This is a genomic window from Actinokineospora pegani (genome assembly GCF_009745975.1).
Lineage (GTDB): Bacteria > Actinomycetota > Actinomycetes > Mycobacteriales > Pseudonocardiaceae > Actinokineospora > Actinokineospora pegani.
In genome coordinates, this window is the sequence record NZ_WHOL01000092.1 from 1 (window position 1) to 13,192 (window position 13,192).

Below are 13,192 nucleotides of genomic sequence, written 5' to 3' on the forward strand. Positions count from 1 at the left end.
ACCTGTGGCAGGCCGCCGCTGGGTTGTCCAACGGCTCGCGATCCATTCCCATCGGTCTGGGTTGGCTAGAGGAGGTGATCGAGGTCTGTAACGAGCTCCTGCCCACCCCCACTACTTCCGACACAGTCGTCAACGAGGTTGACCCGGCCACCGCGAACCGCCTCCTAGCAGAGATCGACGCGCTGGAGCCCACCCTCACCCAAAGGATTTCGACCAAGTACGGCCAGGAGATCCCCACGTTCAGCCGCTCGCTGCGCACCTGTGTGACCGATATCAGCCCGGACCTGGCTTTCCGCCTTCTCCTCTGTGCTCTCTCCCAGTACGGCGTCAACTATTCCCTTGAGCAGCATGCCCGCTTCGTCGAGCTCGGCGAGCACTTCTCCTATGGTGAACTGCTTGTCCTCACCACTGAGTACCTCGCCTACTGACCGGCGGTAGGGGCTGGCTCGGTGCTTGCCACAGACCTCACAGGTCTGCCTCGGGTCCGCTCAACCGGTTCTCCCGCCCAAGGGCGGTCAGGCCGCAGGCCTCCAGGCCGACAGTGACAAGAAGCCAGCTACCCCGCCCGCCGTTGAGGTCAGGGGGCCGCCACGGCCCGAGAAATGGCGGTGCCGGTGTCGGTGGTGGCGGGCCGGAAGACCCCGCGTGCGCGGGGACGAGTCGAACCAGGCGTCCACCGCGAACACGTCGCCGGGAAGACCCCCGCGTGCGCGGGGACGAGTTCCGACGCTCCAGCGGGCCTGAGGTACTGGTCGACCTTGCGTAGGCGCGGGTGGCCGCGTCGTCGATGCTGCCTTCGCTGGCGTCGCCGGTCGCGGTCAAGGTGCCAGGCCGAGGAGGGTGGCGATGGCCTCGTCATCGTCGAGGAGCAGTGGGGGATGGCTCGGCCCGCGGCGAGCCGGTAATGGCCGCTGGGGCCGGGGCGGGTCTCGACCGCGTAGCCGTGGCTCCGGAGGCGGTCGACGTCGCGGCGCAGCGTGCGCGGGGCGACGTCCAGGCGGGTCGCCAGCTCGTCGCCGGCGAACGCCTTGCCGAATAGCAGCGCTGCCAGCAGGGCCAGGATTCGTCGCAGCCCCCAGTATCGCCGAAATCGCGGACAGTTTCCGGCCACATCTCATCCTAGGGTCGGCGCCATGGCAGAACGATGCATCCAGATCAGGGGTGCCCAGATCAACAACCTCAAGTCCCTCGACGTCGACGTGCCGCGCGGGCGGGTGGTGGTGTTCGTGGGGGTGTCGGGGTCGGGCAAGTCGTCGCTGGTGTTCGACACGATCGCGGCCGAGGCCGGGTTCCAGCTCACCGAGACGTTCCCGCCGTTCACCCGCAACCGGCTGCCGAAGTGGGCACGGCCCGAGGTCGACCGGATCGACGGCCTCTCGCCGACGGTGGTGATCGACCAGCGCCGCATCGGCGGCAACGCCCGGTCCACCGTCGGAACGATCACCGACGCGTGGGCACCCCGCACCTCGGCGAGTCGAACCACTTCTCCTTCAACGACCCGGCGGGCATGTGCCCGACCTGCTCCGGCCTCGGCGAGGTCGTGGCGAGTGCCGTAGACAGGTTCCTCGACCTCGACAGGTCGTTGGCGGGCGGCGCGATCCTGCTGCCCGGCTTCGGGAACGGAGGCCACTGGTACTTCCAGTACGCCGACCTCGGCACCTTCGACGCCGACACACCCCTGCGGGAGTGGACCGGCGCGCAGCGGGACGCGCTGCTGTTCGGTGGCGAGCACGCGGCCCGCCTCGGCGCCAGGCTGCCGAAGGACTACGAAGGTGTCGTCGAGCGGTTCGAGCGCATCCACCTGCACACCTCGGACGACCTGTCCGACCGCAAGAAGGACGCCATCGCCCGGTTCACCCGCTCCGAGGTGTGCCCCGACTGCCACGGCGACCGGCTCAACGAGGTCAGCCGGTCGGCCACCGTGCTCGGCCGCACGATCGGCGAGCTGGCGCGGGTGGAGATCGGCGAGCTGGCCGGGCTGGTGGCGGAGGTGACCGACCCGACCGTCGCCCCGGTCGTGACCGCGTTGACGGATCGGTTGGCCGCGATGGTCACCATCGGGCTGGGCCACCTGCACCTGGGCCGCGCCACCACGACCCTCTCCGGTGGCGAGTCGCAGCGGATCAAGACGGTGAAGCACCTGGGCAGCAGCCTCATCGAGATGCTCTACATCTTCGACGAACCCACCGTCGGCCTGCACCCGCACGACGTCTCGTCCATGACAGCCCTGCTCGAACAACTGCGGGACAGGGGAAACAGCGTCCTCGTCGTCGAGCACGCCCGCGCGGTCATGGCCGTCGCCGACCAGGTTGTCGAGGTCGGGCCGCGCGCGGGCGAGCAGGGCGGCGAACTTGTCTTCCAGGGGACCTTCGCCGAACTCCGCGCAGCCGACACCCCGACCGCGGCCGCGCTGGCCCGGCGCGGGCCTGCCAAGTCAGAGCCGCGCGCGGCGCGCGTGAGCATCACCGTCTCCGCGGTGAACCGCAACAACCTCAAGGACGTGACCGTCACCATCCCGACCGGCGTCCTGACCGCCCTCACCGGCGTCGCGGGGTCGGGGAAGTCGAGCCTGGCAGGTGAACTCGTCGCCCAGCACGCCGCCACCGTCATCGACCAGAAACCGGTGAGCGTGAACCGGCGCTCGACCCCCATCACCCACACCGGCATCGCCGGTCCCATCCGCAAGCTGTTCGCCCGCCGCACCGGGGCTCCCGTCGGCCTGTTCAGCGCCAACTCCGACGGCGGCTGCCCCGACTGCGGCGGCCTCGGCATCATCCACACCGACCTCGCTTTCCTGGACGGCCAGGAGACGGTCTGCGAGAGCTGCCGGGGACGCCGCTTCACCGCCGAGGCCCTGCGCCACGAGGTCGCCGGTCTGTCCATCGCCGACGTCGACGACCTCACGATCACCGAGGCCGTGCACCGCCTCCCCGAACCGTCGATCACCGCCGCCCTGCGCCACCTCGACGAGGTCGGCCTCGGCTACCTGCGCCTGGGCCAGCCGCTCTCCACCCTCTCCGGCGGCGAGTGCCAACGGGTCAAGATCGCCAAAGAACTCCGCGACACCACCCTCTACGTCCTCGACGAACCGACCACCGGCCTGCACCTCAGCGACATCGACACCTTGCTGACCGTCCTCGACGGTCTCGTGGAGCACGGCCACACCGTGGTTGTCATCGAGCACAACCTGGAGGTCGTCCGCCAGGCGGACTGGTTGATCGACCTGGGGCCTGGGCCGGGCAGGCACGGCGGGCGGATCCTCTACCAGGGGCCAGTCGCCGACATCACCGGCACGGCCACCGCCCGAGCCCTCCAGGACGGCTAGGCCGTGTCCGCTCCGCCGGGGTTTCGCGGCTGGGGCGGGTCGAACAGGTCGAGCAGGGCGCGGGTGGCTCGGCTGGGGGTGGTCGCGGCGGTGGTGGCGACGGAGAACAGCCAGGTCAGGTCGCTGTCGCGGAGGGGGAGGACGGCCACGCCGGGGAGCGGGGCAGGGCCACGTCGGGGACGACGGCGACGCCCAGGTCGGCGTGGACGTAGTCGGGCACCGTGGTCAGGTCGGCGACCTCGATCACCACCCGGCGGGGGTGCCCAGGGCGGCGTAGGCGCGGTCGACCTCCAGGCGGTTGCCGAAGCCGGGGAGCGTGTAGATGAACACCTCGCCCGCCAGCTCGTCCAGGCCGACCGCTGTCGCGGTGGCCAGGGGGTGGTCGGTGGGCAGCAGGGCCACGTACGGCCTGCTCGCCAGCTCGCGCACCGACAGACCGACCAGGTCGGTTCGGGGGAGGCCGAGCACGGCGATGTTTAGCCTGCCCTGCCGGACGTCGTCGGCCAAGCCGGTCGAGCCGGTGACCGAGGCGGTGACGTGCAGGTCGACCAGGGGGTGGCGGGCGCGGAAGGCGCGGAAGAGGGCGGGCAGGTCGACCATCGGGATGCAGGTGAGCGCGCCGATCCGCACGCTGCGCGCAGTCCGCCCGCGACCTCCTGCACCGACTCCCTGGCCCGTTCCAGCGCGGCGAGGGCCGCGCGCGCCTCGGGCAGGAACGCCCGGCCCGCCGCCGACAGCGACACCTGCCGGGTGGAGCGGTCGAACAGGGTCGCCTTCAACTCGGTCTCCAGGGAGCGGATGCCCGAAGACACAGTGGAGTGCACCGCGTACAGGCGCTCGGCGGCCCGGGTGAAGTTCAGCTCCTCGGCGACCGCCACGAAGTATTCGAGCTGCTTGAGGTCCACGGGGTCGATCCTGCCACCCGCTATGCTCGCCGGTGAACCGAGGAGGGATCCATGAGTCCACAGTGGTCGTGGAGCGGGTGGTGCTGCGGGTCGGGGGGCGCGACCGCTGGCTCACCGTGGTCCGCCCGGCGGTGCCCGGTGACGGTCTGCTGATCGCCGTCCACGGTTCCAACCAGAGCGGCGACCGGTTCCGTGCGTTCTCCGGTGGGGCGTTCGACACCCTCACCGCCGACGGGCTGACCGTCGCCTACCCCGGCGGCCACCACGGTCACTTCAACGACGTCCGGCTCAGCATCGACTTCCCCGACCGCCGCGACGACGTGGACGACGTGGCCTTCACCGAGGCGGTCATCGACCACGTCGGCGCCGCGCGGGTGCATGTGGTGGGCTACTCCAACGGCGGGGCCATGGTCATCCGCCTGGTCCACCAGCTCGGCTCCCGACTCGCGGGCGCGACCACCATCGCGGCGACCCGGCCCACGCCGAAGAACCTGCTGCCGATGGACGCCCCGGTCGTGCCGGTGCCGGTGCTGCTGTTCCACGGCACCGAGGACCGGCTGGTGCCGTACGCGGGCGGCACGAACAGCCTGTGGGGCTTCAAGCCGCGCGGTCTCGGCCGGTCGGCGCGGGAGACCGCCGCCTACTTCGCCGAGCGCAACGGCATCACCGCCGAGTCCATCGCCACGCTGGTCGCGGGTGCGGGCGCGGACGGGACCAGCACCGAGCGGCTGGACCACCGCGAACCCGGTCACCCTGTTCACCGTGCACGGCGGCGGGCACGTGATCCCGGGTCCGGTGCAGGCCCCGCTCTTCCTCGGCCGCACCACGCGGCGGGTGTCGGTGGTCGAGGAGATGCGGGACTTCTTCCGACTCGGGTGGCGCGCGCCCACCGCCGAAGGAGGCCGGCGCAGCCCGACCCGGGTGGCGGGCCGCCATCCGGACTTGTGCACCCGGCGTGCGCGGGTCCGCAGGTCCGGACAAGAAACAACGGGATCTTCCCGGCATCCGGGCGCCGTCTGGACGGGCCGCGCCCGGGGCGGGAAAGTGGGGCCTCGACCATCGATCATGTCCACAGTGGACCATAAGGAAACGGGTGCCCACGTTGGCTGTTCTCCCCTCTCGCGGCGCGGCGCGGGCCGGTGTCCTGGCGGCGACCACGGCGCTGTTCGCGGTTGCTCTGGCCCCGTCCGCCTCCGCCCACGTCACCGTGTCGCCCACGGCGGTCGGCAAGGAGGGTGTGTCCCGGCTCACCTTCCAGGTGCCGAACGAGTCCCCGACGGCGGGCACGGTCGCGGTCCGGTTGACCCTGCCGCTGGACACCCCGGTCACCTTCGCCATGCCCGCGGCCAAGCCCGGCTGGACCACCGCCATCGGCGAGGCGGACCTGGAGAAGCCGATCGACGTCGACGGTTTCCAGGTCGTCAAGGCCGTGCACACGGTGACCTGGACCGCCGCCCCCGGCACCCGGTTGGAACCCTCGACCTTCACCCTCTTCGAGGTCCTGCTCGGTGAACTGCCGCAGAACACCGACAGGATCCTGCTCCCGGTCACCCAGACCTACGACGACGGCAAGGTGGTCGACTGGGCCGATCCACCCCTGCCCGGCGGCGGCGAGCCCGACTCCCCGGCCCCCGTGCTCACCCTGACCGACGGCGGCGCGGACCACGACGCGCACGCCGCTCCGGCCACTGTGCGGCAGACCGGCGCGGAGACGCCGTGGCTGGCGGTTTCCGCGCTGGTCGTGGGGGCGCTCGCGCTCGGCCTGTCGATCGGCAACCTGCTGGCTCGCAGGCGCAAGACGAGCTGAGGGGCCGTCGTCCGGCCGGGACCGCGGGCGGTCCCGGCCGGACGGGCTGTCAGCCCCCGGGCCACCAGCGCGACAGCATCGAGTTCCCGTCCCCGCGCCTGCGCGACGTGGCGACCAGGACACCGCCGCCGAGCAGGAGCAGGGCCGCGCCGATGCCCAGGGGCAGGGCGATGCTCGCACCGGTCTGGGCCAGGCCGCCGCCGGACTTCTGCGCCGCCGCGTCCGAGGTGGGGCCGCCGCCCGCCGTGCCGTCCCCGGCGGTTCCCGGGCCCGCGCCGCCCGCCGTGCCGCCGCTGATCCCGTCGCCGCCCACCGGGTCGGGGCCGGGGGCGGGCGGTGGGGGCGCGTCGCCCGCCAGCAGGGTGACCGTGGCGTCGTCGGTGCCGGTCAGCGGTTCGCCGGTGTCGCCGACGGTGGCCGTGGGGCTGGCGGTGTAGGTCGCGGCGTTCTTCAGCTTCGTCGAGGCGTCGTCGGTCGGGGTGGTCGTCGTGCAGCGGATGCCGTTGGCCGCCCCGGTGCGCAGGCCCGCGCCGGTCAGGGTGAAGTCGCAGTCGGGCGCCTGGTCGTTGCTGACCTCGACCATCATGGGCACGTCGCCGATGTTGCGGACGGTGACGGTGAAGTCGACGTCCTCGCCGTGCTTGGCCTGCTCCCGGTCGGCCGTGGTGCTGATGGTCAGCGCCGGGTTGATCACCGTGACCCGCAGCGGGGCCGCCTGGGTGCGCATCAGCCGGTTCCCGCCGTCCACCGCGGAGGCCAGCGCCTGGTTGTCGAAGCTGCGGTCCGGGACCGCGGTGCAGGTCCTGGTCGCGGTCTCGCCGGGGGCCAGGGTCGGGATCGGCTCGGGCAGGCAGTCCGGGGGCAGGGTCGGGCTGATGATCCGCACGTCGGTCACCGGGCCCTCGGTCGCGGTGGCGGTGCTCGTGACCGCGAAGGTCAGGGTGACCTCCTGGGTCACCCGCACCGGGGTGCGGTCGACCTGCTGGGTTAGGGTGATCAGCGGGTCCAGGACGGTGATGGTGACCGGTGCGGCGGTGGCTTTCACCTCGGCTCCGCCCACGTCCACCGCGGTGACCGTGGCGACCACCGCCAGTGATTCGGTCGGAGTGGTGGTGCAGGTGGTCTCGGCGGTGGCACCGGGGTCCAGCGCCGGGATCGGGGTGGGGACGCAGTCGGGCAGGTCGGCGACGGCCACCCGCAGGTTGCTCAGGGCCTCGTCGGCCTCGTTGCCGGTGTTGGTCACGGTGAACGTCAGTTCGACCGGGTCGCCCTGGTAGACGGTGTCCTTGTCGACCGCGGTCACGATGGTCGCCGCCGGGGCGATGACGGTCACGAGGACCTGCTGGCTGGTGACGGTCACCGTGGCGCCGGTCGCGTCCAGGCCCACCAGCCTGCCCGCGCTCTCGAAGCTCTCGGCCGGGGCGGGGGCGGTGCAGGTGAAGCTGGTCGAGGTGCCCGCCTCCAGGGTGGTGCTCGCCGGGCCCGCGCAGTCCGGGGCTGCCCCGTCGGCGTAGGCGATGCCGGTCAGCGGGGTGGTGGTGTTGTTCGTCAGGGTCACCGCGAACGCCACCGGGTCGCCCTCGCGCACCACCAGCCGGTCCGGGACGCGGGTGATGGCGTAATCGGGCAGCTCGACCTGGACCGTGGCGCTCGCCGACGCGCTCACCGTGCGCCGCTCGCCGCCGGGGCCGACCAGGTAGGCGCCGGTGGCCGTGGCCGTGTTGGTGAACCGCGGGCCCGCCCCGGCCGGTTGCAGGCAGGTGACCCGGGTCGTCGCCCCCGGGGCCAGCGGCGGCAGGGCGGTCGGGGTGCAGCGGATCGCGTCGGACGCCGGGTCGCTGGTGTCGGTGAGGGTGACCTCGGTGAGCGGGAGGGCGCCGTCGTTGCGGATGTCGACGGTGAAGGTGGCCAGCTCGCCCTGGGTGACCGGTTCGGTCGGGCCGGTGTTGACCACCGAGATCGACGGGGCCACGGTCTCGGCCAGCACGACGTTGTGCACCACCACGAAGTCGCCGATGCCCGCCACGCCGATCTCGATCTCGCCGGAGTCGTTGTCGGCGAGGGTGGGGCGGATCGTCTTGGCGTCGACGCTGAGGTTGTTCACCGGCCGCTTGGCCGGGTCGACCGGGTCGATGGCCCCGACCGCGCAGGAGCGGAAGAAGTCCTCGGTCTTGCGCCCACCGCACGGTTCGACCGCGGCGGCACCGTCCACTCTGAACGTCTCCCCGCCCTGGCGCCAGTCGCCGTCGTAGGCGGTGAGGCCGATTGCCACGTCGGCGGTGGAGCGGTTGCGGGCGACCCCGGGGAGGATGACGCTCGTGCCGGTCAGGCCGGGGACCAGACCGGGCAGCAGGCCGTCGACCAGCGTGGGGAAGCCGGGCACCAGGGGCTCGATCAGCCCGGGCAGCAGGGCGCCGCTCTCGGGCAGGCCGTCGGTGTAGAGGTCGATCACCCTGGGCTGGGTGTAGGGGGCCCGGGGCTCGTCGTAGCCGAACACGACGACGACCGACCAGCCGCCCGAACAGCCGGGGCCGGTGGGCGCCCAGACGTTGCTGACCGACAGCTGGATCGGTGCCCCGGTGGGGGCGCCCGCGAACGCCTGCGTGACGTCCGCCCAGTCGCTGTAGAGCTGGCTGGGTTCGGTCAGCCCGTCGGTGGTGCGGAAGTGGGCGGGGTCGCGCTGCACCGGCAGCGGGTCGTCGCCCGCCACCGCGATCCGCACCTGTTGCAGGGCGGGGGAAGCGGCGGCGGGCGGCGGTGGCGGCTCACCCTGCAACAGCAGCGGGCGGACGCAGTTGACCCCGGAGAAGCCGATGAACGTGCCGGTGTGCCCGCCCCAGTTGAGCTGGGCGTGCCGCACGGTCGCCCCGGCCGGGATGGTGATCTCCGCCCGGCTGGAGGTGAACGAGTCCTGGCGGCCGTCGTCGTCGGCCAGGTGCATGTAGTACCCGTTGTTGTTGCCGCTGTTGTCCAGCAGCGCGCTGTCGGAGGGGCCTGCGCCCGCCGTGGCCGCGGCGCACTCGGCGGGGGAGTGGTCCCCGGTCACCTCCTCGCCCACCGGGCAGCGCAGCACACTGTTGCCCGCCTGGAGGAAGTCCCCGTACACCGCGTCCCGGTACCCGGGCGTCACCGTCGGGCTCGGTGGCGCGGGCAGCAGACCCGGCTGCGCCACGTCCGTCGACGGCACCACCCCGCCGGGGGTGGCCACCTCGGAACCGGGCACGACGGCGAAGACGAGCAGCAGCAGGCCGATGGCGGCCCAGATGCGGTACACGGGGACTCCCTCAGAACTGGCGGGTCGGGGGTTGGGCGATCAGGCGGGTTCCTCGTTATCCACGGTCACGGTCCGCGCGTCGTGCACGCGCAGCGCGCAGCGCACCCGGCGCGGGTCGTCCTCCACCGTGGACACCCGCATCAGCAGGTGGAACGACTCGCCGTCGTAGCCAACGACCTCCGGCTCGCTGTCGCCGTCGCCGTTGAGCCACGAGCTGACGTCGTACTCCTTGCCGCCGGTGTCCTTGAGCAGGTTGCCGTCACCGGACCAGACCTCGCGCAGCTGGATCGACAGCACGTCCCGGAAGTACTGGGCCGGGTCGACCTCGCCCTCGGCCTCGGCGCCGCCGCCGAGCGCGGTGGCCCGCTCGATCTCGGCCCCCCGCTCGGCGGTGAACCGGATGTAGAGGTCGTACTCGGTGCCCGCGCCGTCGGTGCCCGTGGCCGGGGAGCCCACCGCGCCGGTGTCGCTGACCTCGTCGGGGTTCCAGGTGGACCAGTCCACCACGATGCCGACGTCGCCGAAGGCGAGCGGGTGCGCGCCGTAGTGGCCGCCGAGGTAGTCGGCGGTGATCCCGTGCGCGGCTTCGGCCTCGGCCCCGCCGCCCGCCTCGGCGGCGTCGGCCTGCGCCACCTCCGCGGAGCCGGTCTCGCCCACGGCTTCGGCCTGCACGACCTGCACCCCGACCTCGGGACCCGGGCCGTACCAGGCGTAGAGGTTCCAGGTCCAGCCGTCGGCGGTCGCCCGGACCCGGGAGCCGACCATGCCCTCCGGCGTGCTCTGGTCGGTGTTCCAGGTCGACCAGTCCGGCAGGAACTGCCTGCCCTCGAACTCGTACTCCCGGCCGCCGTAGAGGCTGCCCAGGTAGGCCCCGTCGATGGCGTCGGCGGCCCTCGGCTCCGGGGCTTCGGCCTCCGGTTCCGCGGTCTCAGGTTCGACAGCCTCGGCGTCGGCCTCGGCGGGGGCGTCGGCGCGGACGGCGGCGACGGTGACACCCCAGGCCATGTCGACGGTCAGGTCGGCCTCGCCCACCACGCCCGCGGCGTCGGGGAGCGTGGCGGCGACGACGTTGACCACCCCGTCGCCCTCGCTGGTGATCCGCAGGCTCGGCCAGTCGACCGCGCGCGGCACCCCGGCCATGTCGAAGGCGGTCTCGCCGTGGTTCTCGGTCAGCACCTCGACCAGGCGTAGCCGGATCGGCTCCGGGTCCAGCGCGCTGTAGGTCCCCTGCACGGGGTCGATCAGCACGTCGTGCCCGCCGATCGACATGAAGTGCTGGGCGCCCTCCAGGCCGTACCAGTTGATGTCGTCGGACTGGTCGAGCAGGTGCACGGTGGGCTGGCTGGCGCCGGAGCGCTCCAGGGCGTCGCGGAGCACGGCCTGCATGGCCTCGCTCATCCCCGGTGGGGTACCCCCGTCCTCCTCGGCGATCGGGTCGGCCTCGGTGGTGTCCGGTGCGGTCATGCTGTCCTCACTCTCGAGCGGGCGGACGTCGGCTCTACTTGTTGGGGATCAGTTCCTGCTTCTTGCCGAAAAAGGTGAAGCCACCGCCCTTTTTCTTCTTGTCCCGGACCAGGCGGGCCGCTTCGATCCGCTGGGCCTCCTTCGCCTCCGCCTCGCGCTTGACCTTGGCCTCGTGCTCGGCCATCAGCGCCTCGGTCCCCGCCAGGCCGTTGGCCTTCTTCTCGACCGTGGCGCTGATGACCTGCGCGGTCTGCAAGAAGGCGTAGTCCAACTCGACCAAGGCGTCCTCCTTCGCGGCGGTCTTCGCCGCCATCCGGAACCGGACCGAGGACCAGTCCGCGGTGGGCTGGATCTCGCCGATGGAGGTCTCCAGGGTGTACTGCACGCCCTCCCACGCGACCACCATCCCCCCGAAGCGGGCCAGGTCGTCGGCGGCGATCGGGTAGGTCTTGCCGTCCAGCGGCGGCAGCCCGTTGTACTCCAGCTTGCCGTCGAGCCCGGTCGGCATCGGCTGGTAGCTGGAGCCGACGACCTGGACTGACCCGGTGTCCAGGTCGATGACGAGGTTGAGCGTCACCTCCCGGTTCTCCGCGGCCGTGACGTAGGTGCTCCCGACGGTGGCGTGGAACGGGGTGTTCTTGCCCGCGGCCAAGTCCAGCTTGAAGGTCCCCCAGTTGGGCGGGTAGCTCAGCCCGAGGTACTCCAGCCTGCCGTCCTTGCCGTTCGGCGGGCGCCGGGAGTACACCTTGGCGAGGCCGAGGACCTCCTTGCCGACCATCCCCTCGTCGATGATCGTGACGCTGTTGGCCTTGAGGTCCATGGACATCAGGATGTCCCCGACCTTGACCTCGACGGTGGGGAAGTCGACCTTCATGATCTGCGCGGGCTTGCGCAGCTGGAACAGCTGGAAGCCGGAGTTCCGCGGCGGTGCCGCCATGAACTCCTTGATCCGCGCCTTGTCCTCCTCGGTCACGCCCGGGGCGTCGACCAGTCTCGAGTGGATCGCTGTGTAGTACCCCGCCCAGTCGGTGACCATCTCCACGCCCGCCTTGACCGAGCTCATCCCCGTCGCGTCCGCCGCGATGCCGACGAAGTCCAGGCTCGGCACCCCGGCCGCGTCCTTGGCCACGTCCAGGATCGGACCCGCCACCTCGCCGAATTCCTTGAGGGAATCCTTGAGGTTCTCCATCCGCTCGCGGCCGATCACCACGTTGCCCAGGCCCTTGGCGCCCGCGCTGAGCTTCTTGCCCACCGCGCCGCCGGTCGCCTCCCAGACCTTATCCTTGAGGCCCTCGTAGGCCTCGTTGGCCTTGTTGATCTTCGCCAGGACGGTGCCCTCGTACTCGGGGTCGAGCTCGAACGTCTGCAACGCGTACTTCTGCTGCGTGGGCAGGTCCGCGCTCTCCTTCCACGCGACCAGGTGCACCACGGCCAGCTCCACCTCCGCCTGGGCGGTGCTGACGACCGTCCCGATCCAGCCGTAGCCGGGGAACGCACCCGCGACCATCGAGCCCGCCGAGCAGATCGTGCGCAGCGCGACGAAGGCCCCGCCCGCTAGCGGGTAGATCGAGGCGAAGTTGTCCCGGATGAACTGGGCGGTGGCCTTCCCAGCCCACGCGGAGAACAACCTGCCCGCGTCGGCGATGGCGGCGGACTGCGCGGCGATGGACTCGCCGAAGAGCATCAACTGCTCGATCAGCCCGTCGGTCAGCGCGTCCGGCACGTCGTTGCCCTCGGGCAGCGAGGTGATCCGGGTGATGGCGGAGGTGACCAGGCCGTAGGCGGAGAACATGGAGGTGGCGGCCTCCCCGAGGCCCTCCATCGCCATTTCCTTCTGCGGGCTGTCCCACTTGGCCTCACCCAGGTTGTTGAGCGCGACGTTGAACTCCTGCAACGCCGTCACCTGGTACTGCTTGAGCTGGAGGTTGGCGATCAGCGCCAGGTTGACGTTGCCGAACGACTTGCGCTGCTCCTCGACCTGCTTGGCCACCACCGCCTTGGCCGTCTCCTTGCCTGCGGCCCGGAGCGCCTCGCCCGCCGACGGGCGCTTCTCACCCTTGGCGGTGGCCTCGTCCCGGATCTGCTTCGCCCGCGCCGACATGATCGACTGGATCGTGGAGATGTCGAAGACGAAGCTGCCGTACCAGGCCTGGAACTTCGCCTGGAGCTCCGCCTTGCGCTCCTCCTTCGTGTCCCGCCGCAGCATCTCGTTGTACTGCGCGAACACGTCGGCTTCGGGGTCGTCGTCGACGAGGGAGGCGTTCGTCCTGCCCTCGGTGGACCCGCGCAGCCATTGCAGGTAGACCGGGGACCAGGTGGTGTCCAGTTCGGTGATCTTCCCCGGGGGCGTCCCGGTCAGCTTGCCGGGGTCGCTGCGCAGCCACGGGAACTTCTCCACGATGTCGCTGACGGCCATG

12 protein-coding genes and 1 pseudogene are annotated in these 13,192 nt (G+C 71.6%); 5 read left to right on the forward strand and 8 right to left on the reverse strand.

Features of this window, described 5'->3' with window-relative positions:
* A partial coding sequence (locus GCL84_RS29325; RefSeq protein ID WP_197523298.1) for a hypothetical protein occupies window positions 1–428 on the forward strand: 428 nt, incomplete at its 5' end.
* Between the two features lie 149 nt (window positions 429–577).
* Here the strand turns inward: GCL84_RS29325 and GCL84_RS30065 are convergent.
* Entirely contained in the window at window positions 578–1,111 is a 534-nt protein-coding gene (locus tag GCL84_RS30065) for an HTH domain-containing protein (protein WP_235926315.1), read from the reverse strand.
* A gap of 22 nt (window positions 1,112–1,133) precedes the next feature.
* On the opposite strand from GCL84_RS30065, the gene GCL84_RS30070 reads away from it, so the two are divergent.
* A complete protein-coding gene (locus GCL84_RS30070; RefSeq protein WP_235926316.1) occupies window positions 1,134–1,556 on the forward strand; it encodes a P-loop NTPase family protein in 423 nt (140 codons plus the stop codon).
* A complete protein-coding gene (locus tag GCL84_RS16245; RefSeq protein ID WP_235926317.1) occupies window positions 1,451–3,325 on the forward strand; it encodes an ATP-binding cassette domain-containing protein in 1,875 nt (624 codons plus the stop codon). Before GCL84_RS30070 ends, GCL84_RS16245 begins: the two co-directional genes overlap by 106 nt.
* On the opposite strand, the gene GCL84_RS30075 is transcribed toward GCL84_RS16245, so the two are convergent.
* The 4 genes and pseudogenes from GCL84_RS30075 to GCL84_RS30650 form a co-directional block, all read right to left on the reverse strand.
* Complete coding sequence (locus GCL84_RS30075) at window positions 3,322–3,474, reverse strand: hypothetical protein (protein ID WP_235926318.1); 153 nt, start codon at window positions 3,472–3,474, stop codon at window positions 3,322–3,324. The genes GCL84_RS16245 and GCL84_RS30075 overlap by 4 nt on opposite strands.
* Entirely contained in the window at window positions 3,441–3,575 is a 135-nt protein-coding gene (locus GCL84_RS30645; protein WP_268891356.1) for a hypothetical protein, read from the reverse strand. Before GCL84_RS30645 ends, GCL84_RS30075 begins: the two co-directional genes overlap by 34 nt.
* On the reverse strand, window positions 3,569–3,955 hold the full coding sequence (locus GCL84_RS30080) for a LysR substrate-binding domain-containing protein (protein ID WP_235926320.1): 387 nt from the start codon (window positions 3,953–3,955) through the stop codon (window positions 3,569–3,571). The genes GCL84_RS30645 and GCL84_RS30080 overlap by 7 nt, the downstream gene beginning before the upstream one ends.
* A gap of 101 nt (window positions 3,956–4,056) precedes the next feature.
* Window positions 4,057–4,230 (reverse strand): annotated as a pseudogene (locus tag GCL84_RS30650) (LysR family transcriptional regulator); the annotation flags it as partial.
* Between the two features lie 32 nt (window positions 4,231–4,262).
* Between GCL84_RS30650 and GCL84_RS16255 the strand changes: the two are divergent.
* Complete coding sequence (locus tag GCL84_RS16255; protein WP_156756325.1) at window positions 4,263–5,315, forward strand: alpha/beta hydrolase family esterase; 1,053 nt, start codon at window positions 4,263–4,265, stop codon at window positions 5,313–5,315.
* Between the two features lie 17 nt (window positions 5,316–5,332).
* Entirely contained in the window at window positions 5,333–6,037 is a 705-nt protein-coding gene (locus tag GCL84_RS16260; protein WP_156756326.1) for a YcnI family copper-binding membrane protein, read from the forward strand.
* A gap of 49 nt (window positions 6,038–6,086) precedes the next feature.
* Here the strand turns inward: GCL84_RS16260 and GCL84_RS16265 are convergent, their stop codons facing one another.
* Genes GCL84_RS16265 through GCL84_RS16275 form a run of 3 tightly spaced genes read right to left on the reverse strand, consistent with a single transcriptional unit; the run spans window position 6,087 to window position 13,191 of the window.
* The gene (locus tag GCL84_RS16265; protein ID WP_156756327.1) at window positions 6,087–9,311 is read right to left on the reverse strand and encodes a DUF7507 domain-containing protein; all 3,225 of its coding nucleotides are present in this window, start codon (window positions 9,309–9,311) and stop codon (window positions 6,087–6,089) included.
* 39 nt (window positions 9,312–9,350) lie between these two features.
* Entirely contained in the window at window positions 9,351–10,775 is a 1,425-nt protein-coding gene (locus GCL84_RS16270; protein WP_156756328.1) for a hypothetical protein, read from the reverse strand.
* Window positions 10,776–10,809: 34 nt separating this feature from the next.
* On the reverse strand, window positions 10,810–13,191 hold the full coding sequence (locus GCL84_RS16275) for a hypothetical protein (RefSeq protein ID WP_156756329.1): 2,382 nt from the start codon (window positions 13,189–13,191) through the stop codon (window positions 10,810–10,812).
* Between the last annotated feature and the right edge of the window lies 1 nt (window position 13,192).

Coding starts and splice junctions, on each gene's coding strand:
- GCL84_RS16275 (WP_156756329.1), bottom strand. CDS start 13,191: ATGGCCGTCAGCGACATCGTGGAGAAGTTCCCGTGGCTGCGCAGCGAC.
- GCL84_RS30070 (WP_235926316.1), top strand. CDS start 1,134: ATGGCAGAACGATGCATCCAGATCAGGGGTGCCCAGATCAACAACCTC.
- GCL84_RS16270 (WP_156756328.1), bottom strand. CDS start 10,775: ATGACCGCACCGGACACCACCGAGGCCGACCCGATCGCCGAGGAGGAC.